Below are 25838 nucleotides of genomic sequence, written 5' to 3' on the forward strand. Positions count from 1 at the left end.
TGCTGACACGGCCGCTGACACGACACCGCATCAGACCGGAACGCCGCCGGGACCTCCTGGTGGTCGCCTGCGTCAGGGGGTCTTCTGCGGCGGGGTGAGCAGACGGTCGAGCACGAGGTGGAGGTACCTGCGGAAGTCGATGCGGGCTTGCTGATCATCGGGGCCGAGGCGGTTGCCCTCGTCGTCGAGTACGTCGCCGCAGCAGAAGCCTTCGACACACCAGATCATCGTCCAGAGGACGTACCTGAAGTCGGGAGAGTCGTCGATGTGTCCGGCCTCGAGGGCGGGCTGGATGCTCTTGTGGACCCGGGCGTGCAGCGGCCAGACGTAGTGACGCTCGAGGTCGGTGATGTCCTGGGCGTCGAAGAGGCTGCGGTGCGCCCAGAGTGCGGGGATGTGCGGGTTGGTCAGGCAGAAGTCCAGATAGTTGTCGGCCAGCGCGTGGATCATCTTGGGAGCGTCGGCGGGGGACAGCGGAGTGAACTGGGCCATGACCGACTCGATCGCGGTGCGATCAGCCTCGTGGGCACGTTCCATGACGGCGAGGTAGATATCCCGCTTGCTCCCCAATTGGGAGGTGACCGTGGCGACATCGAACCCGGCGGCCTCCGCTATCTGCTGAAGGGAGGTCCCGTCATATCCGAAAGCCGCGAACATGCGGGTCGCGATCTGCATGATCGTCTCTCGCTCGTCGTCGGCATAGGTCATGAAGCGGACGGTATGAATGTAAGCGGGCAGGGTCAACCATTTGACAGGCAAGGGCAGACCATCTGTCGGCCCCGTTCGTGGAGCGCAGATACTGCGATGACCTCGCCGTCCTGCCGGTCCTGATGCGCTGGGACCCTAGCAGACTTAGGACTTGTTGGGGTTTCAGCGCTGCCTGAAGGCCCTGCGGTAGTCGCGGGGTGGCACGCCGCGGCGGAGCGCGAACTGCTCCCGGAACACGGCGGCGCTGCGGTAGCCGACGTGATGAGCGATGTTCTCGACGGGTAGATCGGTGGTCTCCAGGAGCTCTTCGGCGAGGTTCAGGCGCTGGGCCAGCAGCCAGGCGTGCGGGGTCGTGCCGGTGGCGGCCTTGAAACGGCGGGAGAAGGAGCGGCGGCTCATCAGGGCGCGGGCGGCGAGATCGTCGACGGAGATCCGGCGGTCCAGGCCGGCCCTGGCCCAGGCGATCACCTCGGAGAGACGCTCGTCGTCGCCGTCGTCTGGGACGGGCGCGGGCAGGTACTGCAGTTGACCACCGCTGCGGTAGGGCATGGTCACCAGGTCGCGGGCGATCGCGTTGGCTTGCGCGGCGCCGTGCTCGCGACGGATCAGGTAGAGGCAAAGATCGATGCCCGCCACGGCGCCCGCACCGGTGACGATGTGGTCCTGATCGACGTAGAGTGACTCGGGACGGACCCGCACGGCTGGATGGCGGGCGGCGAGATCGGCAGCGAAGCGCCAGTGGGTCGTCGCCTCCAGGCCGTCGAGCAACCCAGCGGCGGCTGGCAGGAACGTGCCGACACAGTGGGCGGCGATGATCGCTCCCCGGCCGTACGCGGCGCGGAAGGCGGCAAGGACGGCCTGCGGCGGATCGGCGCGAAACTCCACCCCTGGCAGAGCCAGGACCAGATCGGCGTCGGCGAGTCGGTCCAGGCCGTACGCGACCGGCAGGGGCAGGTCGAGGTCGGTGCGCAGTGTGCCGGGCCGCTCGGCGCAGATGGCGAAGTCGAAGCCGGGGCGGCGGAAGATCTCATTCACGATGCCCAGCCCCAGCGCGGTGACCCCCTGTGGGGCATAGGCGGCGACCGACCGAAACCTTGGCATAAAACCCACGATAATAGGTGTCCCGGCCACTGTTGGAGGAATCGCGTCGTCGTCAGACTGCTTTCCATGACCGACGTACCCAGCGGCCGTTCGGCTGCCTTCCATATCCTCGCCACCGGCTACACGACCTCCACGGGACCCGGCGTGGCCGCCACCGTGTCCTACGTCACCGAGGGCGACCTCAGAATCGTGGTGGACCCCGGCATGGTCGCGAGCCAGTCGGTGATCACAGACGCGCTCGCCGATCTCGGCCTCAAGACAAGCGAGGTGACGGACGTGGTGCTCAGCCACCACCACCCCGACAACATCCTCAACGTCGGCCTGTTCGGCCAGGCGCGTGTCCACGACCACAAGGCGATCTACCGGGGCCATGAGTGGACGAGCAGGGACGCCGAGGGCTACGAGTTCTCCCCGTCGATCAAACTGATCGCCACCCCTGGCCACAGCGCCGAGGACATCACCCTCCTGGCCGGTACCGCCGAGGGTGTCGTGGCCTTCGCGGGTGACCTGTGGTGGCGGGCCGACGGCCCCGCCGACGACCCGGTCACCATCGACCGCCATGTCCTTCGGGCCAGCCGGGAGCGCGTGCTGGCCATCGCCGACCTCATCGTCCCCGGCCATGGTGCGCCCTTCACCCCGACAGCGGCCACTCCGCGCTGACGCGGTGCCTGTCGGAATCCACTCGCCGAACCGTTCACCGACGTGGATTCTCGGCACGAGTCATCGACGGTCACCACCTGCGATCTTGCGGTTTCCCGGCGGGGTGTCGACAGGTGGCGCGAGACAGGTGTACGGCCGTTTCGAGCTCGACATGAACCGGCATCTGGACCTGGAGCACCCGCGGCGTCCCTCGCCCGCCCGCCGGTTCTGAGGGACTTTCGCGAGAGGCGACCTGAGCGGATGTCGAAGAGGTGACCAGTTCCGACGGCCGTCACGACCGGTGGTTTCCGAGGAGACCGACTTCCGGTGCATCGCTGCGCCGTGCTAGCCGTCTACGGTGCGCTTCGTGGCATAGTCCTGCCGCCATTCCTCGGCTGCCTGGATCATGGCCTGGCCGACGTGCTCGAAGAAGTGGCCGATGTCCTGCATCCGGGTGCCGGCGGGTGTGGTCGCGCCGAGGATCTTGGCGCCTTGACGGGCGAAGTCGGCCAGCATGGTGTTCTGGCGGGCGCTGGCCATCCAGCCGCGGAACCAGGCGTCGGCGTCGATGACGTACCGATCGCGCCGCCGGCGGGGGTCGCGTTCGCGCCTGATGAGCTCCTGCTGTTCGAGTTCGCCGACGGCCTTGGAGATGGAGGCGGGGCTGACCTGGAGGCGCTGAACGAGCTCGGCGGCGGTCAGGCTGCCACCGTCGGTGACGTACAGGCAGGTCAGCACTCGGGCCGTCATCCGCGGCAGACCCGTGCCGACCATCATCGCGGTGAACTGTTCCTCCAGCTCGGCTACTGCCTCGGGGTCGCGCCCGTGTGCGTCAGTGACGGTCGGAGGGGTCGGGGGCGGGGGCGGGGCCGGCTTGCTGCGGCGAGCGCGCCCTTGGGTCGCCTGATGTGCCCGGTCGGCGCGGTAGCCGCCGTGGCCACCGTTGCGGGCCACCTCCCGGGTGATCGTGGAGATGGGCCTGTCCAGGCGGCCGGCGATCTCGGTGTAGGTGAGTCCTTCTGCCAGTCCCTCGGCGATCTTCTGCCGGTCCTGCTGGGTCAGTCTGCCTCCGGGCATCGGTCCTGCCTCCGTGTCACGTCTCTTGGTGTGGCCAGTATTGCGTTCGCAGGCACTCCATTGCAAGTGAGTTGAGGCTGGATTTGCATTCATCTTCACCGTCATTGCAAGCTTTATGGCGCTGACCTGCTAGGTAGCGATTCTCACCATTTCCTGGATTGACGAATCAGTGAAAGCAAGTTAGCTTTTAGTCATTCGCAAACAAGCGAACGACATCGGAGCCGCCCGAACGGGGGCTGCTCGTCGCTGTGATCGGAGCCCCCTCATGACTTCCTTCCTCACCCCCTTGCGCACCTGGCACCGGCCACTGGTGGTCTGCGCGCTCCTCATGCTGGGCCTCGTGCTGGCCGCCGGTGTCGGGCTCGTGGTGGACGGCCGGACGCTGCTGGATGAGTCGGTGTGGGTCAAGCCGTTGAAGTTCGGCTTCGCCTTCGCTCTTTACGCCGGCACGCTGGCGTGGCTGCTGACCAAGCTGCGCAAGGGGAGGCGGCTGGGCTGGTGGATCGGCACCGCTTTCGCGCTGGCCGCCACCGTCGAGGTCGGCGCCATCACCGCGCAGGCGGCGCGCGGCACCTTCAGCCACTTCAACGCCGAGCAGACCGACCCGGTCACCGTGGCCCTGGTCCCCATCCTCACCTACGGCGTGATGATCATCCTCATCACGCAGCTGATCTTGGCGATCGTCGTGCTGATCCAGCGCACCGGCGGGGCCACGTTGAACCGAGCGATCCGCGCCGGGCTGGGGTTGGCCGTCTTCGGCATGCTGGTGCCTGTCTACTGGCTGGTCGCCGAGATCCACCCCCGCACGGTGACCGACGCCAACGGCCGTCAGGTGCCGATGTACCAGGGCCACGGCATCGGCGACCCCGACGGCCACGGCATGCCCCTCACCGGCTGGAGCGTGACCGGTGGCGACTTCCGGGTACCGCACTTCTTCGCTCTCCACGGCATCCAGGTGCTCCTCCTGCTCACCGTGGTGCTGGCCGCTCTGGCCGCCAAGCGCGCCTGGCTGCGCGATGAGAAGGTACGCGCCCGCCTGGTCGGCAGCGCCGCCCTCGGCTACGCCGGGCTGGTCGCGGTCGTGACCTGGCAGGCCTGGCGCGGCCAGTCCCTGATTCACCCGGACACCAGCACCCTCCTCGCCCTGGCCGCGGTGCTGCTACTCACGGCGGCGACCACCGCAGGGGTGATCGTCACCGCCAAGCACGCGAGCGCCGTACCGGCCGGAACCCTGAAGCGCGACCAGATGGCGCACTGAACGACCTCCCTTGACCTTGAGAACCGAACTCCTGAAGGAAACCGACATGACCACGTCCTTCTCCGCCAAGGCGGGACTGCTCCTCGCCACCGTGATGATCGCCGGGGGCGCCCTGGCGGCCCCCGCGGCAGCCACACCGTCCGCCTCCGGCCACGCCGAAGTGCAACGCGCTCTTGACAACGCCGTGGCCGGCAGCGGCGCTCCCGGCATCGTCGCCGAAGTCCGTGACCGCCGCGGCAGATGGTTCGGCTCGGCGGGCGTGGCCGACACCACGACCGGCCGCAAGCGCCGGCCGCATGAGCGGTTCCGTATCGGGAGCACCACCAAGGCGTTCACCGCCACCGTGGTCCTGCAACTGGTCGCGGAGCGGAAACTGAAGCTCGACGACACGGTGGAGAAGTGGCTGCCCGGCCTTGTCCAGGGCAACGGTTACGACGGCCGGAAGATCACCATCCGGATGTTGCTCAACCACAGCAGCGGGATCTACAACTACGGCAACGACGAGGAGTTCTTCGCCAAGGGCGTAGGTGACGCCTGGTACGAGCACCGCTACGACTCCTACACCCCCGAGCAGCTGGTGAAGATCGGCCTGGCCAACGCCGCCGGGCCCTACTTCGATCCGGGCAAGGGCTTCGGCTACTCCAACACCAACTACTACCTGGCCGCCATGATCATCGAAAAGGCGACGGGAAAGACCTACGGCCAGGAGCTCCACCAGCGCATCATCCGCCCGCTCGGCTTGACCGGAACCTACCTGCCGGGAAGTGAGGCGAAGATCCGCGGCGCCCACCCCCGGCACTACTCCACCCTGTTCTCCCAGGACCCCAACCCCAAGATCCACGACGCGACCGAGATGAACCAGTCCTTCGCCTGGGCGGCCGGCGGCATCGTCTCGACCACCGGCGACCTCCAGCGCTTCTTCAGCGCACTGCTGGGCGGACGCCTGCTGCCGCCCGCCCAGCAGCACGAGATGTTCGACAACCCCGTCGACACCAGCGTGAACGGCAAGGCCCACCCGTGGATCCCCGCGACCCGCTACGGACTGGGCGTCTTCACCCAGAAGCTGTCGTGCGGCGTCGCGGTCTGGGGCGCCGGCGGTCTGACCTACGGCTCCTGGACCTACGCCATGGGCTCCCGCGACGGCAAGCACCTGCTCACCAGCCAGGTCAACGGCGACAGGAGCGGACTGGGCGTCCTCATCAACGTGCTGGACGCCGAGTTCTGCCCGACCACGTCCCGATAATCGCGACCACGCCGTAGGACTCGAGGGCGGCCCAGGAAGGCGCCGCCCCCGGGTCCGTACCCGACCCTCAAGGACTCGATCATGACCGACCTCGCGATCTCCGCCACCGGCCTGCGCAAGGCCTACGGCGAGCACCTCGTCCTCGACGGCGTCGACCTGGACATCGCGGCAGGCACCGTCTTCTCCCTGCTCGGCCCTAACGGCGCCGGCAAGACCACCATGGTGAAGATCCTTTCCACGCTCATCTCCGCCGACGGCGGCGACGTCCGGGTCGCCGGCCACCACCTGACCAGGGACGCCCAGGCGGTACGCGCCGCGATCGGCGTCACCGGCCAGTACTCCGCGGTGGACGGCCTGCTCACCGGGGAGGAGAACCTCCGCCTGATGGCCGACCTGCACCACCTGGGCCGATCCGGCGGCCGCGGGCGGGCGCGGGAGCTGCTGGAGCAGTTCGACCTGACCGAAGCCGCACGCAAGCCCGCCGCGACCTACTCAGGCGGCATGCGACGCCGCCTCGACCTGGCCATGACCCTCGTCGGCGACCCCCGCATCATCTTCCTCGACGAGCCCACCACCGGCCTGGACCCGCGCAGCCGCCGCACCATGTGGCAGATCATCCGCGGCCTGGTCGCCGACCACGGCGTCACGATCTTCCTCACCACCCAGTACCTGGAGGAGGCCGACCAGCTCGCCGACAGGATCGCCGTGCTCAACCAGGGCAGCCTGGTCGCACAGGGCAGCGCGGAGGAACTCAAGCGCCTGGTCCCCGGCGGGCACGTCAGCCTGCGCTTCGCCGACCCGCGCGGCTTCGTGGCCGCGGCCCAGGCGCTGCGCTCGACCTACAGCGACGAGGAGACGCTCACCCTGCACGTGCCCAGCGACGGCGGAGTCAGATCGCTGCGTGCCCTGCTCGACTGGCTCGACAGCGCGTCGATCACCGTTGACGAGCTGACCGTCCACACCCCCGACCTCGACGACGTCTTCCTCGCCCTCACCCAGGAAAGAGAGGCCGCCCGATGAACGCGCTCAGCGACTCGGCCACGATGTTGCGCCGGAACCTGCGGCACATGCTCCGCTACCCCACCCTCACCCTCATGATCATCGGCATGCCGATCGTCTTCCTGCTGTTGTTCGTCTACGTCTTCGGCGGCACCCTCGGCGCCGGACTCGGCCAGGCCGGCGGCCGCGCCGACTACCTCGCCTACGTCACCCCCGGCATCATCCTCATGACCGTCGCCTCGGCCGCCACCGCCACCACCGTGACCGTCGCCACCGACATGACCGAGGGCATCGTCGCCCGCTTCCGCACGATGGCCATCTCCCGCGCCTCCGTCCCGACCGGCCACGTGCTCGGCAGCATGATCCAGACCCTGCTCGGCGTCGCCGTCGTCACCGGCATCGCCGTACTCCTCGGATTCCGCTCGACCACCGGCCCCGTCCAGTGGCTCGCGGCGCTCGGCATCCTGGCCCTGTTCGTCCTCGGCCTCACCTGGCTGTCGGCCGCGCTCGGCCTGGTCTCGCCCACCGTCGAGATCGCCAGCAACATCCCCATGCCGCTGATGCTCCTGCCGCTGTTCGGCAGCGGTTTCGTCCCCACCGCCTCCATGCCGGGGCCGCTGCGCTGGTTCGCCGAGCACCAGCCCTTCACTCCGCTCATCGAAACCCTGCGGTCCCTGCTGCTCGGCACCCCGCTGGGCAACCACGCCACCGCCTCCATCTGCTGGAGCATCGGCATCGCCCTGGTCGGCTACCTGTGGGCCAGGAAGCTCTACAGCCGCGACCCCGCCCGGTAAGCGTCCCAGCTACGACACGGGGTGAAACTGCGGTCTGGTGGACGGCACGCCGACCGCGCTCCCCCCGGCCGCCGCGGTCTATGTGATCGTGCAGGGGCCTCCGGAGCCGGGTGCGCGGGTTCGAACCCTGCAGGGGCACACTCGATCAGCCCGGCCAGACACTGTTCATCGGTCGTCAGCCCGCCCCCCAGCTGGATCGGCCTGTCCCCGAACCCCCGAAGTGCCGATGTCCATCGGCAACTCGGCACTTCGCAACGAGCGGCCTGGAGCAGGAGGCAGCGGGCATAGCAGGATCCACGCGAACCGCCAGAGCCCTCCGCCGGCAGGACCCCATCAGTCAGCCAGGACCTCCAGCACCTTGACCGCCGCCGACGCGTGGCTGCTGCGCACGTACTGCGCGTACGCCTGCAGGCTGAACTGCCGCCCCAGCCGCGCGGCCGCCTTGGTGAACAGCGGCTGGATGTCGCCCATGAAGTACGCCTCGGCCAAGTCGTGCGGTGTGAACGCCTCGGCCGTCAGCAGCGCCTCGACCGCCTCACGCTGCGACATGTACTGGTCGTCCGGCCTGACCACCTTCGGTGGCCTGGCCGCGTGCTTGAACAGCTCTCGGGTGAAGTACTCGGTGACGCCCTCGTTGAAGCCGAACCCCAGGATCGCCAGCGTCGCCGGGTGTGACAGCCGGTGCACCGCCTCGTGGTACTCCACACCGATGCCCAGCTCGTCGAGCAGGATGAAGATGTGGTCGCCGAAGCGGACGCCCGGGGTGGTCACCCCGACGTCGAACAGGGCAGGGTTCGCGGCGCGTGCGTCCTGGACGGCCTGCTCGCTCTCCGGCATCGTCTTGCGCACGAACACCGCGCCCATCTGCGCAGGCGTCACGTAGTGGACGTGGGCGTCGGTGAGCCAGTGGCCCTGCGGCACGTACGGGGCGACGATCGACGTGGTGCCGGTGAACAGTTCCCTGATGGTCGCCGCGTTGATCTCTACGTTGAGGTTCTGCTGGCGGGCTTCGACGTTGTGGGCGTCGACGTGGCCGAAGAAGTCGTCCGGGTTGATCATGATCCGCTCGCCGTTCACCAGGACGATGACGCTGAACGGCGCGAGCTGCCGCTCGCCGTACACCTTGCGCGGTTCCGTGCCCTGGCTCTGGTACGTGCCGGCCGGAACGTCGATGGCTTTGTTGTCGCTGACCCTGCGGCCCGACATGATGCCGGTCAGGGTGAGCGTCGCGCGCGGGCCGTCCGGCTCCATCTCCGCCTTGCGCTCGTTCCAGAAGTGGGCGAGCTCGCCCTCCTCGCCCTCGTACGCCTTCCTGATCTGCACCGCGGTGAGCTCGTAGCTCGGGTCGCCGAGCAGGTGGCGAGCCACCCAGATCTCGCCGAGGCCCATGTAATTGCAGCTGACGAACCAGACGTTGTCCTTCTGCTTCCAGACGTCGGGGTCGACCTCGAGATCACCGGCGGCGACCTGGGTGCCGGTGATCGGCCATTCCTCGCCGAACCCGCCGTCGTCGATCTTGTCGAAGGCGAGTAAGGCCTCGCGGTTCTCCGCTTTGGAGATGCTCGGTCGTTCCGGATACGTGGGGTGAGCGATCCAGCCGGCTTCGAAGCCCATGGCGCATCCTTCGTGAAAGGGGCAGAAGCCTGGAGTATGTGCCTGTTGGCACGTTCCATCAAGAGCTTCCGGAAGCAGCCGAGGAGAGCCGCGTCTCAGAGCCAGCCCGCCTCGGTGGCGATGCGGACCGCGTCCATGCGGGTGCGGGCGTTCAGCTTGGTCACGGCGGAGGCGAGGTAGTTGCGCACGGTGCCGTAGCTGAGGTACAGGTCTCGGGCGATGTCGCGGGGCGTGGCGCCCCCACCCGTCAGGCGCAGGACCTCGGCCTCGCGCTCGGTCAGCGGGTTGCCGGGGACGTCGAGCGCCGCGTAGGCGAGCTGCTGGTCGATGACGAGGCCGCCGGCCGCGACCGTGCGGATGGCCGCCACCAGATCCTGCGGCCGCGAGTCCTTCAGCATGAAGCCGGAGACGTGCGCGTCGACGCCCCGCCGCAGGTTGCCCGGCCTGCCCAGCCCGGTGAGGATCAGCACGCGGCATTCGGGCAGCCGCTCGTGCAGGTCGGCGGCGGCGGCCAGCCCGTCGAGCGCGGGCAGCTCGATGTCGAGCACCGCGACGTCGGGCCGGTGCTCCAGCGCCGCGCGCACGATCGCGTCGCCCGAGTCCACTTCGGCCACGACCTCGATACCCTCCTCGTAGCCGAGCAGAGCGACAAGCGCCTCGCGGAGTATCCGGACATCCTCCGCCACAAGCACACGAATCACAAGTTGCATGCTAGGCGTGATACAAAGCGCACGTGACGGTCAAGGACGCGAGTGGACGGCCGTGGATCGGCTGGGCGCTGATGTTCGGGTACATCGCCCTGCTCGTCCCGGCGCGATTCACCATCTTTCAGGTCATGGCCCGCCTCTGGGAACGGTCCTCGCCGCTCACCTCGGCGATCGGCCTGGGCCTCATCGTGTCCGTCTTCGCGCTCTTCGCTGTGGCAGCCATGGGCAGACGCTGGGCCCTCCCTATCCTGGCAGCCGTGACCTTCGGCGCCTACGTGCCGTTCGCGATGCTGTGGGGACCGATCGCAGGGCCGCTGGCCGCGGCGATGCCGCTGACCTTCGCCGGCCCTGCGGGGTGGTTGCTGTTCGCGGGGGTGATGGCCGCCGACACGCTGGTGGCGGCCGTACTCCACGGGTCGAGCGTCTTCACCGTCGCCAGCTTCACGATCATCGACCTGAACACCGGGCTCACGCTCTTCGCGCTGGTACGGCTGGCCGTCCTGCTGGTCGAGACGCACACGGCCAACCGGCAGCTCGCCGAACTGAAGGTGGCGGACGAGCGCCTGAGCGCGGCCGCCGACCTTCGCAGGGCCATCGGCGCCCGGCTCTCCCGCATCCTGACGCTGTCGCGCCGGGCCCCTGTCTCCTCCGACGTGCTCGCCGACACGCTCGCCGACATGGCGCGGATCTCACGAGAGGCGGCGGCGGAGGCTCGGGCGGTCGCCGCCGTCCGCGGGGACCCCGTGCCCGCCCACCGGGCCGACCTTCCTGACGCCTCGACCGGGCTCGCACGCTGGTTCATGATCGCGATGACCGCCAGCATCTCGATCATTGTGCTCAGAAACGTCGCGGAGGACACCGCGGATCAGTCAGACTGGGCCGTCGCCCTGGTCGTCGCGTCATTGGCCGCCGTGCTCCAGCTCTACCACGGCGTTCCCCGGGCCTCGGCTCCCATGGCCTGGCACTGGACGCTCCCGGCCCAGATCCTGATCACCGGCGCGGCCACCGTGTATGTGGGGCACGGCACGATGTCGGCTCTGCTGAGCCTGGCCGTGGCCAACACGCTGCTGTGGCTGCCCGCCCGCTGGTCGGTGCCCATCGTCGGGGTCGTCGCCGTCGGCGCAGGGCAGGTGCTGCAGCTCTACCCGGATGTCGGCGGCTACGCGCTCTACCAGACCGCGTCGACGATCGTCATCGCCATAGGCGTGTTCGCGTTCAACCGCCTCCCCGAGGCGGCCGTGCGCCTTCGTGCTCTCCGCGGGCAGATCGCCAGGAATGCCGTGATCGCCGAGCGGCTCCGGCTGGCCAGGGACGTGCACGACCTGCTCGGCTTCACCCTGTCGGCCATCACGCTCAAGGTCGAACTGGGTCTTCGCGTGCTTGACGACGACCCTGGCAAGGCGGAGGACCTGCTGCGGGAGGTAGGCCCGCTGGCGGCGCGAGCCCTCTCGGACGTGCGCTCGATCACCGCGGAGGGCGCCGTGCTGAGCCTGCCGAAGGAGATCGACTCCGCCCGAGCGCTGCTCGCCTCCGCAGGCGTGGACATCCGGGTGGACGCCTCCGACCCGGAGGAGCTCCCTGTGCTCGCCACCGTCCTTCGCGAGGCCGTGACGAACGTCGTCAGGCACTCGGCCGCGCGGTCGTGCACGATCTCGGTCGAGAACCACGGGCATGAAGTACGGCTGCGCGTCACCAACGACGGGCATGAGGTACGGCTGCGCATCGCCAACGACGGGCATGAGGTACGGCTGCGCGTCGCCGACGACGGCGTGGCGGAGGCCGTACCGGCGACGGGCAGCGGGCTGGCCAATCTGACGGCCAGGGTCGAGGCGGCGGGCGGCTCGTTCTCGGCGGGCGACCAGGGCGACGGCACGTTCACCCTGGTCGCGTCCGTCCCCCGCTAGGACAGCGCCATCAGAGCAGCGCCGCTAGGACAGCATCCGGCTGCCAGCCGTCGAACTCCCTGAACCGCTCCACGAGATAGGCCAGTTGCGCGACCGGCGAGTCGGACCAGCCGAAGCTGAGCGTCTGCGGCCTGGCGGCCAGGTAGGGCGCGTAGCCGCTGCCGCCCGATCCTGCCAGCATGTCGGCCAGCCAGGCCACGCTCGCCCGCTCCTCCTCCGACAGTCCGTCCAGCTCGCCAGGGTCACCGGTGGGCATGCCAACCCCTCCCGTGATGTGCACTCCCACCACGTGCTCGGGGAACAGGGCCCCGAGCTGGGGCGAGACCAACGCGCCCGCGTCGTTGCCGTGCGCGCCGTACCTCTCGTAGCCGAGCCTGCGCATCAGCTCGGCCCAGGTGCGGGCCACCCGCTCGATGCTCCACCGCCGCTCGTCGGCTGGCTCGGGGAACGGAGAGAACCCGAACCCGGGCAGCGAGGGCGCGACCACGTGAAAGGTCTCGGCGAGCGGGCCCAGGACGTTCAGGAACTCGGCGACCGAGTTCGGCCAGCTGTGCGTGATGATCAGCGGGAGAGCGTCCTCGTTGGCGGAGCGCACGTGGAAGAAGTGCACGGGCTGACCGTCGATCTCGTCGACGAACTGCGGGAAGGCGTTCAGCCGCCGCTCCCAGTCCCTCCACCGGAAGCCGTCCCGCCAGTGCGCCACCAGGTCTTGGAGGTAGGGCACAGGCACCCCCTGCTCCACTCCGCGCCTGGCAGCACCGCAGGCCAGCGGGTACGGCTCAGCCGATCCTGAAGGTCGTCGAGGTCGGCCTGCGGGATGTCGATCGCGAACGGTCTCATTCATTCACCTTCGTGAAGAATCCGCGGACGTCATCCGCGTAGACGGTGGGTGCCATGTGCGCGGCGTAGTGCCCGCCGCTCTCGTAGGTGTGCCACTGCACGATGTTCTTGTGGTCGCGTTCGGCGAAGCGCCTGATGGAGGCGAAGTCGCCCTTGGCCGCGGCGAGCCCGATCGGCACCGTGGTCGGTTCGGTCGGCTGCCGGCCCGCCTTGGCGTTCTCGTAGTAGAAGCGGATCGAGGAGCCCGCCGTACGGGTGAGCCAGTAGATGGCGGTGTTGGTGAGCACGAACTCGTCGTCGAGGTCGTCGTCGAAGAGCTGGGCGTTCCAGCCCAGGAGGCCGACGGGCGAGTCGGCCAAGGCGTGCGCCAGCGTCTGCGGCTGCTGGGAGTGCAGGGTGTTGAAAGCGCCCTTCTCCTCCCAGAACCACTGCAGCACCCCCATCGCGGCCTGCTCCTCCTCGGTCATGCCCTCGAACTCGGCCGGGTCGCCGGAGGGAAAGGAGTAGATCTGCGTGACGTGCACGCCCACGACGTTGGCGGGGGCCAGGCGGCCGACCTCCGGCGAGATCATCGAACCGCCGTCGTTGCCGACGGCGCCGTAGCGCTCGTAGCCGAGCCGCGCCATCAGCTCGACCCAGGCCTTGGCGGTGCGCACGGTCTCCCAGCCGCTCTCCGTGGTCGGCCCAGAGAAGCCGAACCCGGGAATTGAGGGGATGACCAGGTGGAAGTCCTTTGACAGCGGCTCGATGACGTCGAGGAACTCCACGATCGAACCGGGCCAGCCGTGGGTGAGGATCAGCGGCAGCGCGTCCTGCTTTCCGGAGCGCACGTGGAAGAAGTGGATCGTCTGCCCGTCGATCTCGGTGGTGAACTGCGGGTAGGCGTTCAACCTGGCTTCCCACGCACGCCAGTCGTAGCCGTTCCTCCAGTGGTCGACCAGCCGCCTGACGCGCTGGACGCTCACGCCGTAGGCGTCGGGGAACTCGTCGGTGAAGCGGGCCAGATCGAGCCGCGTCTGCAGGTCGTCCAGGTCTGCCTGGGGGATCTCGATGCGGTGGGGAGTGATGTCCGAAGTCATGCCTTCATCCTGGTGAAGGCGCGTTCTCGCTGGTAGTTCGCCGTGCACGGGTTCGAGGTGCAGAATGCACGAGTCTCCTCGCCGCACGTTCGTGGTGAAGCCGGCCAGTGGCGCCGGCTGTCGGCGACGTACTCCACGTCTCCCGTCGCAAGATCGAGTACGGATTGACACACAGTGCCGGGTCCTCGACCGGGCCGAACTCCAACTCGGGGGTACACCAACCCCCTTGAGAGGGAGAGTCCCTCGCCGGAGGGAGGCTGATCCCCCGTCCGAGGGAAGTCCGTCCGGTGCACGCCGCCGCACAGTGGCAGCCATGGACGCCATGAAGATCGCTTGCGTCGACGCCTGCGCCGTTCGATCCCGGGCCGATCACGACGCTGATGGTCGGCAGGCAGGGCGACTTCGGGTTCATGGGCGCGGGTGATGGGCTCATGCAGTGGTTCTTCGACGTGCCGTGGTCGCCGGACGCGCCACCGGAGGACAAGCCGCTGGAGATGCTGCGCCGGCGGTTCGCGGGGTGGGGCTCGCCGGTCGAGCAGGTTCTGGCGTCGCTGGGGGACGGCGACGCCGAAGTGTTCCCGCACACCCGGCACAAGGTGCCGTGCCGTTGGGGTGCCGGGCGGTGCGCGCTGCTCGGTGACGCGGCGCACGGGATGCCGCCTGTCATGGCGCTGGGCACGAACCAGGCGCTCGAGGACGTGGCGACGCTGGTGGACTGCCTGGGCGCCGTACCCGATCCGACCGCGGTCGTAGGCGTGTACTCGTCCAGGCGGAGGCGGCAGGCGGCCCTGGCTTCCACAGTCGCCTCGCACAGCCTCGCGGTGTCCGGCCCGAGGACGTTGATGCAGAGCGAGTACCTGATGCGCATGAACGGTGCCACACCGCCGCGTCTGGCCACGCGGGGGTTCGGACGCCTGCTGCGCACCCTCAGCAGCCGGATCTGAAGCCGGTGGCCGCCTCGCCATCGGGCCATGAGGTGGTGCTGCACGAACGGCGACAGCCGCCACGGCGAAGACCTCCTGGCCGCGCAGATGCCTGAACCTCCGGTTCGCAGGGGCGTCGTGATTCGAGAACGTGCCGTTCCTCATGCTCCGTGAGATTGGTCCGGGCGTCTCCGTCTCTCAGACGGAGCAACACATGGGCTATCGCCCCAAGGGGGCACACATGGGCCACGGCCACCCCCACCACCATGGCCCCTGGGTGGAACCGGTGCGGACGTACCCCCGGCGCTTGACCTTTCCGTGCCGGACAGCGAGCTGTCCCCGGCCGACTCCTCCCGCCGCGGATTCCTGCGCCGCACGCCCACGGGCTGGCGTTCCGGGCGGCAAGGTCCAGGCCGCCGCCGAGGTGCTGGACCGGGCGGTCGCCCACGCCGACGAGCACGTCATCAAGTTCACCGACACCGCGGCCGAGGTCCACACCCGCACCGGCCACCCGGACGCGCTGGCCGCCGCCCTCCGCGCCGCCGGCCTCATCCCACCCGCACCATGGTCGCCGTCCGTGCCGTAGGGAAGCCTTAAGGAATCCGTAAACGGGTTCCGCCAAGCTGAAGGCACACGAAGACAGCGGGACCGTACGGACCCGCCCAACCCGCACCGCGAGAGAAGGAGCGCCAGATGGCAAGCAGGCTGGTGGTTTCGACGTTCCTGTCGTTGGACGGTGTCATGCAGGGTCCCGGCGGGCCAGGCGAGGACGATTCCAACGACTTCCAGCATGGCGGCTGGCTGCCCCCGCACGTGGACGAGGGGTTCGGCCACATCATGGGCGAGCAGTTCGAGCGCGCGGACGGCATGCTCCTGGGCCGCAGGTCGTACGAGATCCTCTCCTCGCACTGGCCCGACGTGCCCGACGAGGAGGGCGGCGCCAAGATCAACAGCATGGCGAAGTACGTCGCCACGAGGACGCCGATGAACGCCGAGTGGCGCAACACCCAGGTCCTGGTGGGCGAGGCCGCCCAGACGGTGGCCGAGCTCAAGCGGAGCACCGACGGTGAGATCATCGTCCAGGGCAGCAGCGACCTCATCCGTACGCTGCAGGAGGCCGAGCTGGTCGACGAGTACCGTCTGCTGATCTTCCCCGTCATCCTCGGCCAGGGGAAGCGGCTCTTCGCCGAGGGAACCACTCCGGCCGTGCTGAAGGCCACCGGGTCGACCATGACCGACGCCGGCGTCATGTACGTCACCTACGAGTGGGCGGGCAAACCCTCCTACGGTTCTGTCGTCTAGCACCCCTGCGGCGCCACGAAAGCAGCCGGCCCGGCAGCCAGTACGGCGACCGAGTCCGTACGGCATGCGAGGGCCGGTGACGTGGAGTTCTGGTCAGAGGGAGTCGAGATCGACGGCATCGGCCATGGCCTGGTGTGGTCCGGGCCCTACAGGCCCCGACGCACCTGCTCGGCGAGGAAGTCCTCCCAGGTACGGTGCCCCACGGCGCGTTCGGGAGCGAGGTTGGCGCCGGCCCGGTACGCGGCGGCGGCCTTGCCGGGAGTCCTGAGCGACATGATCAGTCGGCGCTTGCCGGTGGCCCGGAGGTAGCCGCGGGCGAGCTCCTCCATGCCGTACACGCGCGGCCCTGCGATGTCGGGCGCGAGGCCGGCGGGGCGGCCGAGAGCGAGCTCGACGAGCCGGGCCGCCACCTCACCTGCGTCGACCGGCTGGAACCTGACGCCGCCCCAGAGCGGCATCACCGGAATCTTCGCCATCTGCCGCAGGGTCATCAGGATCCAGTCGTGGAACTGGGTGGCGCGCAGAGTGGTCCACGGAACTCCGGACTCGGCCACGACGCGCTCGGCGTCCCGCTTGGCGGCGAAGTAGCCGAACATGGCGCGGTCGACACCACTGACCACAGGGACCCGGTCGACGCCGACGACCGAGATGTACACCAGGTGCTGGACACCGGCCCTGGACGCCGCCTGCGCCAGGTTGCGGGCCTTGTCCTCATCGCCCTTGGCGCTTCCTGCGCAGTGCACGACGGTCTCGACCCCCTGCACGGCGGCCTCGAGCCCCTCGCCGGTGGACACGTCGCCGGTCACGAACTCGATGCCCCCCTTGGGCTCGTGCCCGCGCCGGCTCAGCACCCGCACGTCGCAGCCGGCATCCCGCAGGAGCGGCGTGACGAGGCGCCCCAGCGTGCCCGTGCCACCAGTGACCAAGATGGATGACGTCATGACTTCTCCAGACTCGTTCCGGTCCAGGCTGTGCCTCGGTCCGATTCGCTCGTTTTCGTGGGTCTTTACTGCTTCGACCCCGGGCGAGGAACGAATGTGACACGGAGGACGAGCGCGACCGGCTGTCGCCTGTGATTCGCCTGACCGGCAGGAGGGCCGCCGCCGCTAGCGCGCCTCCTGACGAGGGGACCCTGGAAAGCATCGGCGAGCACGTGGGGACGGCTCCGCTTCCGCTCCGGGCACGAGCTCCTACCGCAAGAAAGCCCTTCCCCGGCTGCTTCGGAGGGCGGATGCGGGCCGGGGAGGGCTCTTCTTCAGGTCTTCGACGACGTCGTTCGAGTGTCAGTCGATGCCGGCATCGTCGGGATGCGTCATGTTGTCGTCGTCTAGGTCGTCGCCGTGATCACCGTGGTTCTCGCCCAGCTGGGCACGGCATCTCTCGGGGTTCTTGTGCTTCCTGCACGGATGCGTCAGGAAAGCGAGAACGGGTGTGGTGGAGGGGAGCCCTGCCACGGTTTCGGCACTGGCGGGTTGGGCCGGCATCGTCACCGGTGCGAGGAAGGCCGAGACCCCCATCGTCCCGGCCACGAGAGCGTTCCTGATTTTGATCATGACAGCGACTCCATGGTGAATCAGTTGCGCCCGGGCAATGCCCGGGCTGACGGAGCGCCGAATCGGCATCGCGTTCGACGTCGATTCAACGTAGGAACGTTGATTCCACGCTAGTTAGCGACAACTTCGGCGCCACCAGGGGAAATCCAAAGCCTTGAGGCGGTCGGATTACCCTTTCGCCGTATAGAGCGATATGCGCGTCACTTATTGTGACAATTAACTACGCTTCCGCGCCGGAAATCCCTGTGCCGGCTCGGGGGGAACGCCGCCTCCGGATTGCAATGTTCCGGCAAGTCGTCACGGCGCGGACGACTCTTAACCGGGTGAATCGCAAAGCAGTCGCCACGAGACGGCTGCGAGTCGTGATCGCAAGAGGTGCGGCAGGCCGCCCGCGCGGATCGCCACGCTACGGCCGAGTGCCTTCGGGGAGCGGCAATTCGCTTACCAGTAGAGGCGATGCTCTCTACGGCGGATCGCTGTCGTGGCATTGTCGAACGCGGAGCAGAACAACGTTGTGAAGTTCGACTGCCCACCGCGACATTGGCACAGGCTCTACCGGATCGGCGAAGTCGAGATGGGATCGGGCGCGAGACAGCGGAGTGCGCGAATTACCCGGGAGTCACTGGAAACGTGCCTTCAGTACGACCATCCCGCTACCGAAGATCACGTTACGGAGGAAATCCTCCAGGTGTGTCTCCGCCTCCGGCGCGCAGCTGAACGACACCGACCAGGTGATCGTGGCCCCGCCCGAGTCGGCGGGCGACACCGCGAGCGTGGCGCGGTAGTCGCTCAGGGGTAGCGCGGTCTCCTCGACCGTGTACGAATAGGACCGATCGGCGTCGGAGAAGGCGGTAAGCCGCTCCCTGACGACCGAGCCGTCCGGGATGACGAACCTGCGGACGGCGCCGATTTCCTCGGGCCCGCACCCCTCCTCGATCACGCTGGGCGGCATCGCCGGATGCCAAGCGCCGAGCCCGTTGAAGTCGCGCAGCAGCGCCCAGACCTTTTCAGGTCCTGAGCCGACGGTCGTGGTAGCGGAAAGGTCCGGCATGTCTCTCCAATCGGCGCTCTCGCCCGAGTTGGTCCTGCCCAAGCTCGCGCACTTCTACGCCGACCTCAACCCCGTGATCGCTCGCGGGGAGGGTCGGCGGCCGGCGGCAGGCCGTCCGAGAGCCGGGCGTCATGCTCGATCTCGTTCAGCTCGCAGACCACCAGCCGCCAGGCACTCAATACCCTGGCGTGGATCAGGCGCCGACCGTCCCAGCCAAGGGCGGCCAGCACGTCTGGCGGCACGGCCGCGGGCCCGGCGGGGAATCGCATCGTCACGACGCACCACCTTCACCGGAATCGGTTGGCGACACGACGTACTCCACCCAATCGTCACCGTGCCCTTGCGGGCGGGGACAACCATGAGCCGTGCGGGGGCGCCGAGCGGCTCACAGCAGCGTGCGCGTACGCGTCAGTCGGCGAGGTTTCGGGTGTAGTGAAGCTCTGGGCGGTCGTCGACCACGGTCTCGCCGGTGAGGACGAATCCATTGCGGGTCAGGACCTTTTGCGAGCCGATGTTGTCGAGGTTCGTCGCTGCTCGGAGCGTGGTCAGGCCGTACTCCGTGGCAGCAAGGGCGCATACCTCGTGGACCGCGGTGGTGGCCAGCCCCTGTCCTGAGGCGCTCTTGGCGATGCGGTAGCCGAGCTCGGCCGACCCGTCCGCCACGTCGATCAGGTTGACGCGCCCCAGCACGTTGCCCTCGTCGTCCACGAGCACGTGGAAGTGGAGGAGGCCGGCGGCCTGCTCGGCGAGCAGGGCGGTGTGCCGGGCGTCGAACTCGGCGAAGTACTCGTCGCCGCGGTCTGGGATCGACGCGGCGAAGTACGCTCGATTCTCCCGCTCGAAGGCGAGCAGGGCGGGGCCGTGGTCGAGGCGGAGACGCTGGAGCTGGGGCACAGGAGAACGCTACATCCTGGAAAGCCCGCGAGGTCACCTACAACGGCTGGGACGGGACCGGCGCCACGAGGCTCTCGCAGCACCTCAGGACGAGGTCCGGGCATGCGGGGGCGGCAGGCGGAACAGCTCTTCCAGTCTGCGCAGAGCCTCACGGTCGCCGGACGCCGACGCGGCGCCGCTCTCGATCGCCTCGGCCAGGGTGAAGTCGTGTCCGGTCAGGCCGACGAAGGCCTCTTCGCTGATCGTGATGGTCGCGTCAGGGTGCTGGGCCGGTCCGTGCAGTGCCTCGATGGTGCCGTCGTCGATCCTGGCGTGGAAGGTCTCGCTCTCGCGCCGTTCGCCCATCGCCCACTTCAGGCCCCACCGGGCCAGCGCCAGGACCGCAGGGCCGAGTTCGTCGCCGGCCTCGGTGAGCGCGTAGGCGGGGGTCCGGGCGGGCGGATCCTGCTGCCCTCGCTCTCCGGCGAGAAGGCGGTCGAGCTGGTCGACACGAGCCACCAGGTCTGCCCGTACTCCAACGCCACGCGCGACAACATCGACGTGGCACTGGTGGTCACGGCACACGGCTGTGACACCGGGCTGGGAGCGCACCAGCCTGGAGATCGTGTGCCGGCAGTTCGGCCCGCACGGCTGGAGGTGTGTATCCGCGCTGAGATCGAGACAGCGGCGATCATCGGCGGGTCCTTTCTGATCGCCGCACTGGCACAATACGGGCATGCGATGCACCCAATGTGACGGCGCGGACCTCGAGCCGGGCTTCATCGAGGACGCCGGCGAGCAGTCTCAAGGGTACGCCCGCTGGATCGAGGGCCGTCTGGAGCGCGGACTGTTCGGCGGCGCCAGGCGTCTGGGGAAGACCCGCTGGATCATCGACGCCTTCCGCTGTGTCGCGTGCTCGCACCTCGAACTGTATGCCCGACCGAAGGATTGAACCGGGCGCTCCCATCCCGCCAGCGGCCGGCGCGGGTCATCGCCGGGAGCCTGGTCCGAGGCGATCACGTCGGGTTCGGGCCAGAAAAGCCGCATTTCGCATGATTCGTGGCAGCGCGTGATCGGGTTCGTCCGCTACGGTCATCCGGGGCGGATCCGCTCCATACCTTTCGTTGGGAGCGCATGATGGACGTACTCCGGACACTGGCACTGATCGCCGCGACGATTTCGATGGGCATGGTGTCCAGCGTGTTCGCGCTCTACGCGCACACCATCATGCCGGGCCTCAAGCGAACCGACGATCGCACCTTCGTCGGCGCGTTCCAGTCGATCGACAGGGCGATCATCAATCCGTGGTTCATCGGCGGCGGCTTCCTCGGCGCCCTGCTGTTCACCATCGTCGCCGCGGCCACGCAGCTCGGCAGGCCCGCCTTCCTGTGGATCGTCGTCGCGCTCGTGCTGTACGTCGTCACGTTCGTCATCACGATCGCGATCAACGTGCCGCGCAACGACGCGATCAAGGCGGCTGGGCAGCCCGACCAGATCGACGTGGCCGCGGTCCGTCAGCGGTTCGACGAGGCCAGGTGGGCCACGTTCAACCTTGTTCGCGTGGTCACCAGTGTCCCCGCCTTCGCGCTGCTGGTCTGGGCGCTCATCCTGCACGGCCGGTCGTCGGTCTGACCACCGCGGGCCCGCCGGTCACGACGCTGACCCCCGGCGGGCGCCGCCCACCCGCAGCCGTCCACCCGTAGCCGTCCACCTGGCCACGTCACACGACGCGAAGGTCGTCACAGCCGCGCGTCCGAACGGGTGTCAAGGCGCGTCGGCGAGGTCGTCGGCGGCGACGTAGCCGAACGTCATCGCAGGACCGAGCGTCGAGCCCGCCCCCGCGTAGCTGTTTCCCATCACCGCTCCGCTGGCGTTGCCCGCGGCGTACAGGCCGGGAATGACCGACCCGTCCGCGCGGAGCACGCGCGCCCGCGCGTCGGTGCGCATCCCTCCCTTGGTGCCGAGATCCCCTGGGACGATCTTGATGGCGTAGTACGGCGGCAGCCACAGCGGCGCCAGGCAGGAGTTCGGCCTGACGGAGGGGTCGGTGTAGTAGTGGTCGTAGACGCTGTCGCCGCGGTGGAAGTCCAGGTCCTTGCCCGTCAGCGCGAAGCCGTTGAATCTCGTGACCGTCTGCCGGAGCGCCGAGGAAGGGACGCCGATCTTCGAGGCCAGGTCCCCGATCGTCCACGCCTTGTGGACGGCGCCCGCGGCGTACCAGGAGTCGGGGAACGGCAGCGTCGGCGCGAGGTCCTTGAACAGGTACCGGTTGCGGTAGTTCTGGTCGACGACCAGCCAGGAGGGGATGTGCGGTCCACTGGCGTTGCGGTCGTACATGACGTGCACGACGTCGCTGTACGGCGCGCCCTCGTTGACGAACCGCACGCCGTCCCCGTTGACCAGGATGCAGCCGGGCAGCGTGCGCTCGGCCAGGCAGAAGTACGGCTCGCCGGGCAGCGGGATCGCGGGACCCCACCAGGCGTCGTCCATCAGGTCGAGGGCGGCGCCCGCGCGGCGGCCCGCCCGGATGCCGTCGCCGGTGTTCTCCTGGGCGCCGACCGTCCAGTCCGTGCCGATGGGCTGCCGCTGGAACTCCGTGCGCATGGCCAGGTTGTGCTCGAAGCCGCCCGAGCCGACGATGACCCCGCGCGCTGCCCTGACCAGCACCTGCCCGCCGTTCTGCGACACGACCACGCCCGTGGCCCTGCCGTTCCCGTCGAACCGCAGGTCCAGCAGCGGGGTGTTCAGCCACACCGGCACGCCGGCGGCGAGCAGTCCTGCGCGCAGGCCGCCGGCCAGCGCCTGGCCCATCGTGAGGGGGACCTCGCCGCGCAGCACGGCGGCCGTGTACCTGGCCACGCACTCGGCGGAGACGGCCGCGCCCTTGACGCTGACGGCGGCGAGTGTGAGCCATTTGTAGTCGGCGCTGAACACGACCAGCCCTGCGGGCGTGGGGATGTAGGAGGGGTTGAGGTGGGCGAGTTCGGCCCCGAGGACCCTGCCGTCCAGTTGGTCGGGCTCGATGGAGCGGCCGTTCGGCATCCCGCCCTGCAGCTCGGGATAGTAGTCGGAGTAGCCCTCCATCCAGCGGAACCGCAGCGGGCTGTTCCGCATGACGAAGGAGATCATGGCGGGGCCGTTGGCCAGGAACGCGGCCTGCCGGTCGGCGGGCGCCCCGCCGCCCACGACTGCCGCGAGGTAGGCGGCCGCCTTGGCGGGCGTGTCGGGGACTCCGGCGGCCAGGATGACCTCGTTGTTCGGGATCCAGATGCCCGCTCCCGAGCGGGCCGCCGAGCCGCCGAACGTGGGCGCCTTCTCGATCACCACGGTCCGCAGCCCTCGCTTGGCCGCCCGCAGCGCCGCCGTCATGCCCGCCGCGCCCGAGCCGACCACGACGACGTCGTAGTCCGCGACGGCCGCGTAGGCGTTCTCGCCGAGGCCGCCGAGGACGCCGGTGGTGAGCACGGCTCCCGCCGCGCCGCGTAACACCTGCCGCCTGGTGTGGCGTGGCGCGGGCGTCGGCTGGGGGTTCTGGTCCGCGGGCATGGCGCATCCCTTCGACGTGAGGCTGACCTTTCGACCGGCACCTCGCGCCTGGCGCCCGAACGAAGCATGCGCTTGGTTGGTATGGCTGTCAACGGCGCGGCGGCGGGAACTCCGTGCTCGTGCTCGTGCTCGCGACCACCCGGCCGCCGACGACGACGTGCCGCGGCGGGGCGTGCAGCGTCAGGGCCTCCCTGATCGTCCGCCCCTCCAGGACGACCAGATCGGCGGGCGCGCCAGGGGCGAGGCGGTGATCCGGGCGGCCGAGCACGCGGGCGGCATCCGCCGTCACCATGTCGTACAGCCGGTCGAGGTCGGCGTCGGCGCGGGCGTCCAGCAGGTGCGCCGCCAGGAACGCGACCTCCAGCAGGTTGTGGCGGCCGAAGGGGTAGTAGGCGTCCTCGATGTCGTCCTGCCCGAGCGCCACGGGCAGCCCGGCGTCGGCGAGGGTGAAGACCGGCAGGTGCAGCGGCCCCGTGTGCGGATCGCTGACGAACCCCAGGCCCGCCGTACGGCACAGCCCGATGAGCCTGCGCAGGTAGGGCTCGGGGTAGAGCGCCATCGCACGGGCGTGCTGCGCGCTGCCGCGCACGCCCGTGTCCAGCAGCGCGGTGGCCAGCATCTCGGTGGTACGCAGGCCAGGGTCTCCTGCGTCGTCGACCAGCATGGCCACCCGTCTGCCCGTACGGCGGGCGAGCTCGACCATCCGGCGCACGTGCTCGGCGGCGTCGGCGTCGGTGTACTCGATCCACGGGATGCCGCCCACGACGTCGGCGCCCAGCCGTACCGCCTCGGCGATCAGCTCCTCGGTGCCAGGACGGCGCAGCAGCCCGTCCTGGGGGAAGGCGACGACGCGCACCTCGACCCGGTCGCGGAACTCCTCGCGCAGCGCCAGCAGCGCCTCCACCCCGGTGAGCCCGGCGTCCGGGTCCACGTCGGCGAACGCCTGGACGGCGCGGACGCCGTGCCGTACCGACTCCGTCAGGGCCCTCCGGCCGCGCTCGAGGACGGCCGCGGTGGTCTGGTCGCGCTTGACGGCGGCGGCGGTCTCGATCGCGTCCATCGCCGCGCCCATCGTGCCCTCGGTGTAGGCCCCGAGCGCCCGCTGACCCGCCAGGTCGAGCGTGTGGACCTTGCACAGGTGCAGGTGGGCGTCGGCGAACGGCTCGGTGACCAGGCGCCCCTCGGCGTCGATCACCGTGGCCGCGTCACCGGTCGTGCCGCGCTCTTCCTGGGCCACCGCCGTCAAGAGGCCGTCGGCGGCGGCGAGCATCCAGCGGCCTGGACGGCCTCGCAGGGTCGCGTCGCGGATGAGCAGGTCCACGCACTCGACCTTACGGGTCCCGGATTGTCGGTGGGGTCCGCTACAACCTTCCTCATGGGTGCATGGGATGTGGGGCCGTTCGACAACGACACGGCCGCCGACTGGTGTGGTGACCTGCAGGACGCCGACGCCTCGGAGCGGCCCGAGCTGATCAGGCGGACGCTGGCGACCGTCGCCGGCCAGGAGGGCTACCTCGACAGCGACGTCGCCTGCGAGGCGATCGCGGCGGCGGCGATCGTCTCCGCGCAGCGGGGCGGGCCCGCGATCACGTCGGCCTACGCGCCGGAGTTCCTCCGGGCGGGCGGCGGGGTCGAGGTGCCCGACGACGTGGTGGCGCTGGCGGTTCGCGCGCTGGACCGGGTCGCGGGGGACGACTCGGAGTGGCGGGAGCTGTGGGAGGAGGCCGACGCGGGCGATCAAGCCGCGGCGGTCTTCGCGCCCATCAGGGACGCGCTGACCCGGTAGTCGCGCTCCAGGCGTCGTGGAGGGCGCGGATCTCTTCGGGGGTGCTCTCGCGGGCGATGTACGGGATGTCGAGGATGTGGCGGCTGTCGGGCAGCTTCGCGCGGACGACGTCGGCGTCCTTGAGGATCTGCGCGTAGACCGAGGCGCCGTCCATGCAGAACACGTCGATGACCGCGACCCGGCCGTCGAGTGCCTGCCGTACGTTGCCGGGGTTCAGGTCGATGCCGTCCCACCAGGGGGTCCGCGCCCGATACTCGGCGTCGACGGCGGCGGCCGCCTGCCGTACGTCGTCGAGGGCCGCCTCGCCCACGCCCTCCCGCCACCGGCGCGCGACCTCCTCGGCCCGCGCGGGTTCGAGCGGGGTGAGGAACTCCAGCACGGCCAGCGTGCCGCCGCCGTCCAGCGGCGTGTCGAAGGCGACGCGCGGCAGGTAGGGGTTGCCTGGCCTGCGGCGGCACAGGTCGAGGAAGGCGGCGTAGGCCGGGTCGAACGGGCACACCCTGGCGACCCACAGCCCGTCGGGGGAGCGCAGGCCCGTCGCCCAGTCGCCGACTCCGCACGGGGTCCAGCCCGCCAGCACCAGTTCGGCCGTCGCCTCACGGTGGGTCATCGAGGGCCACGGCAGGTCGAGGAGCGCGTCGCTGAGCACGCGCGCAGCTTACGAGAACGGGTCCGCCGAACGCATGTGGGTTTACCGGCCCACCGGCTTGAGGAAGCCGCGCACGTTGCTCCGGGAGGTGCGCTCGACCGTGTTGCAGTCCCACCCGACGATGTCGGGCCCGCCGCACTGGGGCTGCAGGGGTGGCGACGATGGTGGAGCGGACTCCGAGGGGTTCAACGG

Annotated in this window: 28 protein-coding genes and 1 pseudogene; 12 read left to right on the plus strand and 17 right to left on the minus strand. The window is 69.4% G+C overall.

From position 1 onward, the window contains the following. Window positions 1-72: 72 nt before the first annotated feature. Window positions 73-708 carry a TetR/AcrR family transcriptional regulator gene (locus AB0B45_RS16575; protein WP_358131127.1) on the minus strand — a complete coding sequence of 212 codons (636 nt, stop codon included), beginning with the start codon at window positions 706-708 and terminating at the stop codon, window positions 73-75. A gap of 162 nt (window positions 709-870) precedes the next feature. Then, on the minus strand, window positions 871-1809 hold the full coding sequence (locus AB0B45_RS16580) for a helix-turn-helix domain-containing protein (RefSeq protein ID WP_358131129.1): 939 nt from the start codon (window positions 1807-1809) through the stop codon (window positions 871-873). A 66-nt stretch (window positions 1810-1875) separates the two neighbouring features. Here AB0B45_RS16580 and AB0B45_RS16585 point away from each other — a divergent pair, with 66 nt between their 5' ends. Beyond that, window positions 1876-2469, plus strand: coding sequence for an MBL fold metallo-hydrolase (locus tag AB0B45_RS16585; RefSeq protein WP_358131132.1), 594 nt, complete (start codon window positions 1876-1878; stop codon window positions 2467-2469). A gap of 324 nt (window positions 2470-2793) precedes the next feature. Here the strand turns inward: AB0B45_RS16585 and AB0B45_RS16590 are convergent, their stop codons facing one another. Further along, complete coding sequence (locus tag AB0B45_RS16590; RefSeq protein WP_358131135.1) at window positions 2794-3525, minus strand: MarR family transcriptional regulator; 732 nt, start codon at window positions 3523-3525, stop codon at window positions 2794-2796. Window positions 3526-3790: 265 nt separating this feature from the next. Between AB0B45_RS16590 and AB0B45_RS16595 the strand changes: the two genes are divergently transcribed. The 4 genes from AB0B45_RS16595 (at window position 3791) to AB0B45_RS16610 (ending at window position 7819) form a co-directional block, all read left to right on the plus strand. Further along, window positions 3791-4783 (plus strand): hypothetical protein, encoded by a 993-nt coding sequence (locus AB0B45_RS16595; protein ID WP_358131138.1) that lies wholly within the window; start codon window positions 3791-3793, stop codon window positions 4781-4783. A gap of 46 nt (window positions 4784-4829) precedes the next feature. Next, window positions 4830-6026 (plus strand): serine hydrolase domain-containing protein, encoded by a 1197-nt coding sequence (locus tag AB0B45_RS16600; protein WP_358131140.1) that lies wholly within the window; start codon window positions 4830-4832, stop codon window positions 6024-6026. 81 nt (window positions 6027-6107) lie between these two features. After that, window positions 6108-7046, plus strand: a complete 939-nt coding sequence (locus AB0B45_RS16605; protein WP_358131143.1) for an ATP-binding cassette domain-containing protein — start codon at window positions 6108-6110, stop codon at window positions 7044-7046. Next, window positions 7043-7819, plus strand: a complete 777-nt coding sequence (locus tag AB0B45_RS16610) for an ABC transporter permease (RefSeq protein ID WP_358131145.1) — start codon at window positions 7043-7045, stop codon at window positions 7817-7819. Before AB0B45_RS16605 ends, AB0B45_RS16610 begins: the two co-directional genes overlap by 4 nt. A 333-nt stretch (window positions 7820-8152) precedes the next feature. Here AB0B45_RS16610 and AB0B45_RS16615 read toward each other — a convergent pair whose 3' ends face one another. Next, on the minus strand, window positions 8153-9433 hold the full coding sequence (locus tag AB0B45_RS16615) for a hypothetical protein (RefSeq protein ID WP_358131148.1): 1281 nt from the start codon (window positions 9431-9433) through the stop codon (window positions 8153-8155). 95 nt (window positions 9434-9528) lie between these two features. After that, a complete protein-coding gene (locus AB0B45_RS16620; protein WP_358131151.1) occupies window positions 9529-10134 on the minus strand; it encodes a response regulator transcription factor in 606 nt (201 codons plus the stop codon). A 32-nt stretch (window positions 10135-10166) separates the two neighbouring features. On the opposite strand from AB0B45_RS16620, the gene AB0B45_RS16625 reads away from it, so the two are divergent. Next, window positions 10167-12044, plus strand: a complete 1878-nt coding sequence (locus tag AB0B45_RS16625; protein WP_358131153.1) for a histidine kinase — start codon at window positions 10167-10169, stop codon at window positions 12042-12044. 10 nt (window positions 12045-12054) lie between these two features. Here the strand turns inward: AB0B45_RS16625 and AB0B45_RS16630 are convergent, their stop codons facing one another. From AB0B45_RS16630 to AB0B45_RS16640, 3 genes and pseudogenes are all read right to left on the minus strand, one after another. Beyond that, the gene (locus tag AB0B45_RS16630) at window positions 12055-12654 is read right to left on the minus strand and encodes an alpha/beta fold hydrolase (protein WP_358131697.1); all 600 of its coding nucleotides are present in this window, start codon (window positions 12652-12654) and stop codon (window positions 12055-12057) included. Next, a pseudogene (locus AB0B45_RS16635) lies at window positions 12628-12884 on the minus strand (epoxide hydrolase N-terminal domain-containing protein); the annotation flags it as partial. The gene AB0B45_RS16630 and the pseudogene AB0B45_RS16635, both read right to left, overlap by 27 nt. After that, complete coding sequence (locus AB0B45_RS16640) at window positions 12881-13963, minus strand: epoxide hydrolase family protein (protein ID WP_358131155.1); 1083 nt, start codon at window positions 13961-13963, stop codon at window positions 12881-12883. The pseudogene AB0B45_RS16635 and the gene AB0B45_RS16640, both read right to left, overlap by 4 nt. Window positions 13964-14343: 380 nt before the next feature. On the opposite strand from AB0B45_RS16640, the gene AB0B45_RS16645 reads away from it, so the two are divergent. The 3 genes from AB0B45_RS16645 (at window position 14344) to AB0B45_RS16655 (ending at window position 16188) form a co-directional block, all read left to right on the plus strand. Next, window positions 14344-14907, plus strand: coding sequence for an FAD-dependent monooxygenase (locus tag AB0B45_RS16645; RefSeq protein WP_358131158.1), 564 nt, complete (start codon window positions 14344-14346; stop codon window positions 14905-14907). A gap of 286 nt (window positions 14908-15193) precedes the next feature. Further along, window positions 15194-15472: a hypothetical protein gene (locus AB0B45_RS16650; RefSeq protein WP_358131161.1), complete on the plus strand. Its 279-nt coding sequence runs from the start codon at window positions 15194-15196 to the stop codon at window positions 15470-15472. Between the two features lie 107 nt (window positions 15473-15579). Then, window positions 15580-16188 (plus strand): dihydrofolate reductase family protein, encoded by a 609-nt coding sequence (locus AB0B45_RS16655; RefSeq protein ID WP_358131163.1) that lies wholly within the window; start codon window positions 15580-15582, stop codon window positions 16186-16188. A gap of 146 nt (window positions 16189-16334) precedes the next feature. Here AB0B45_RS16655 and AB0B45_RS16660 read toward each other — a convergent pair whose 3' ends face one another. From AB0B45_RS16660 to AB0B45_RS16685, 6 genes are all read right to left on the minus strand, one after another. Further along, window positions 16335-17129, minus strand: a complete 795-nt coding sequence (locus AB0B45_RS16660; RefSeq protein ID WP_358131166.1) for an NAD(P)H-binding protein — start codon at window positions 17127-17129, stop codon at window positions 16335-16337. Window positions 17130-17471: 342 nt separating this feature from the next. Next, complete coding sequence (locus AB0B45_RS16665) at window positions 17472-17741, minus strand: hypothetical protein (RefSeq protein WP_358131169.1); 270 nt, start codon at window positions 17739-17741, stop codon at window positions 17472-17474. 619 nt (window positions 17742-18360) lie between these two features. Next, the gene (locus AB0B45_RS16670; RefSeq protein WP_358131171.1) at window positions 18361-18792 is read right to left on the minus strand and encodes an SRPBCC family protein; all 432 of its coding nucleotides are present in this window, start codon (window positions 18790-18792) and stop codon (window positions 18361-18363) included. A 65-nt stretch (window positions 18793-18857) separates the two neighbouring features. Next, the gene (locus AB0B45_RS16675) at window positions 18858-19067 is read right to left on the minus strand and encodes a hypothetical protein (protein WP_358131174.1); all 210 of its coding nucleotides are present in this window, start codon (window positions 19065-19067) and stop codon (window positions 18858-18860) included. 133 nt (window positions 19068-19200) lie between these two features. Beyond that, window positions 19201-19686 (minus strand): GNAT family N-acetyltransferase, encoded by a 486-nt coding sequence (locus AB0B45_RS16680; protein WP_358131177.1) that lies wholly within the window; start codon window positions 19684-19686, stop codon window positions 19201-19203. 84 nt (window positions 19687-19770) lie between these two features. Then, a complete protein-coding gene (locus tag AB0B45_RS16685; protein ID WP_358131180.1) occupies window positions 19771-20184 on the minus strand; it encodes an alkyl sulfatase C-terminal domain-containing protein in 414 nt (137 codons plus the stop codon). Window positions 20185-20401: 217 nt separating this feature from the next. On the opposite strand from AB0B45_RS16685, the gene AB0B45_RS16690 reads away from it, so the two are divergent. After that, a complete protein-coding gene (locus tag AB0B45_RS16690; RefSeq protein WP_358131183.1) occupies window positions 20402-20617 on the plus strand; it encodes a hypothetical protein in 216 nt (71 codons plus the stop codon). Between the two features lie 182 nt (window positions 20618-20799). After that, window positions 20800-21297 (plus strand): anthrone oxygenase family protein, encoded by a 498-nt coding sequence (locus AB0B45_RS16695; RefSeq protein ID WP_358131185.1) that lies wholly within the window; start codon window positions 20800-20802, stop codon window positions 21295-21297. A gap of 132 nt (window positions 21298-21429) precedes the next feature. On the opposite strand, the gene kstD is transcribed toward AB0B45_RS16695, so the two are convergent. Both kstD and AB0B45_RS16705 read right to left on the minus strand, forming a co-directional pair. After that, on the minus strand, window positions 21430-23211 hold the full coding sequence (gene kstD / locus AB0B45_RS16700) for a 3-oxosteroid 1-dehydrogenase (RefSeq protein WP_358131188.1): 1782 nt from the start codon (window positions 23209-23211) through the stop codon (window positions 21430-21432). A gap of 88 nt (window positions 23212-23299) precedes the next feature. Further along, window positions 23300-24532, minus strand: a complete 1233-nt coding sequence (locus AB0B45_RS16705; protein WP_358131191.1) for an amidohydrolase family protein — start codon at window positions 24530-24532, stop codon at window positions 23300-23302. 54 nt (window positions 24533-24586) lie between these two features. Here AB0B45_RS16705 and AB0B45_RS16710 point away from each other — a divergent pair, with 54 nt between their 5' ends. Further along, entirely contained in the window at window positions 24587-24997 is a 411-nt protein-coding gene (locus AB0B45_RS16710; RefSeq protein ID WP_358131194.1) for a DUF4259 domain-containing protein, read from the plus strand. Here AB0B45_RS16710 and AB0B45_RS16715 read toward each other — a convergent pair. Further along, window positions 24975-25646, minus strand: coding sequence for a hypothetical protein (locus tag AB0B45_RS16715; RefSeq protein WP_358131197.1), 672 nt, complete (start codon window positions 25644-25646; stop codon window positions 24975-24977). The genes AB0B45_RS16710 and AB0B45_RS16715 overlap by 23 nt on opposite strands. Window positions 25647-25838: the final 192 nt, after the last annotated feature.

Source organism: Nonomuraea sp. NPDC049152, from assembly GCF_040648355.1.
Classification (GTDB): domain Bacteria; phylum Actinomycetota; class Actinomycetes; order Streptosporangiales; family Streptosporangiaceae; genus Nonomuraea.

Excerpts from the sequence above, each read along its gene's own strand:
- AB0B45_RS16645 (WP_358131158.1), top strand. The coding sequence starts at position 14,344 with ATGGTCGGCAGGCAGGGCGACTTCGGGTTCATGGGCGCGGGTGATGGG.
- AB0B45_RS16655 (WP_358131163.1), top strand. The coding sequence starts at position 15,580 with ATGGCAAGCAGGCTGGTGGTTTCGACGTTCCTGTCGTTGGACGGTGTC.
- AB0B45_RS16670 (WP_358131171.1), bottom strand. The coding sequence starts at position 18,792 with ATGCCGGACCTTTCCGCTACCACGACCGTCGGCTCAGGACCTGAAAAG.
- AB0B45_RS16575 (WP_358131127.1), bottom strand. The coding sequence starts at position 708 with ATGACCTATGCCGACGACGAGCGAGAGACGATCATGCAGATCGCGACC.
- AB0B45_RS16710 (WP_358131194.1), top strand. The coding sequence starts at position 24,587 with ATGGGTGCATGGGATGTGGGGCCGTTCGACAACGACACGGCCGCCGAC.
- AB0B45_RS16660 (WP_358131166.1), bottom strand. The coding sequence starts at position 17,129 with ATGACGTCATCCATCTTGGTCACTGGTGGCACGGGCACGCTGGGGCGC.
- AB0B45_RS16595 (WP_358131138.1), top strand. The coding sequence starts at position 3,791 with ATGACTTCCTTCCTCACCCCCTTGCGCACCTGGCACCGGCCACTGGTG.
- AB0B45_RS16590 (WP_358131135.1), bottom strand. The coding sequence starts at position 3,525 with ATGCCCGGAGGCAGACTGACCCAGCAGGACCGGCAGAAGATCGCCGAG.
- AB0B45_RS16600 (WP_358131140.1), top strand. The coding sequence starts at position 4,830 with ATGACCACGTCCTTCTCCGCCAAGGCGGGACTGCTCCTCGCCACCGTG.
- AB0B45_RS16580 (WP_358131129.1), bottom strand. The coding sequence starts at position 1,809 with ATGCCAAGGTTTCGGTCGGTCGCCGCCTATGCCCCACAGGGGGTCACC.
- kstD (WP_358131188.1), bottom strand. The coding sequence starts at position 23,211 with ATGCCCGCGGACCAGAACCCCCAGCCGACGCCCGCGCCACGCCACACC.
- AB0B45_RS16695 (WP_358131185.1), top strand. The coding sequence starts at position 20,800 with ATGATGGACGTACTCCGGACACTGGCACTGATCGCCGCGACGATTTCG.
- AB0B45_RS16640 (WP_358131155.1), bottom strand. The coding sequence starts at position 13,963 with ATGACTTCGGACATCACTCCCCACCGCATCGAGATCCCCCAGGCAGAC.
- AB0B45_RS16615 (WP_358131148.1), bottom strand. The coding sequence starts at position 9,433 with ATGGGCTTCGAAGCCGGCTGGATCGCTCACCCCACGTATCCGGAACGA.
- AB0B45_RS16690 (WP_358131183.1), top strand. The coding sequence starts at position 20,402 with ATGCGATGCACCCAATGTGACGGCGCGGACCTCGAGCCGGGCTTCATC.
- AB0B45_RS16610 (WP_358131145.1), top strand. The coding sequence starts at position 7,043 with ATGAACGCGCTCAGCGACTCGGCCACGATGTTGCGCCGGAACCTGCGG.
- AB0B45_RS16665 (WP_358131169.1), bottom strand. The coding sequence starts at position 17,741 with ATGATCAAAATCAGGAACGCTCTCGTGGCCGGGACGATGGGGGTCTCG.
- AB0B45_RS16585 (WP_358131132.1), top strand. The coding sequence starts at position 1,876 with ATGACCGACGTACCCAGCGGCCGTTCGGCTGCCTTCCATATCCTCGCC.
- AB0B45_RS16605 (WP_358131143.1), top strand. The coding sequence starts at position 6,108 with ATGACCGACCTCGCGATCTCCGCCACCGGCCTGCGCAAGGCCTACGGC.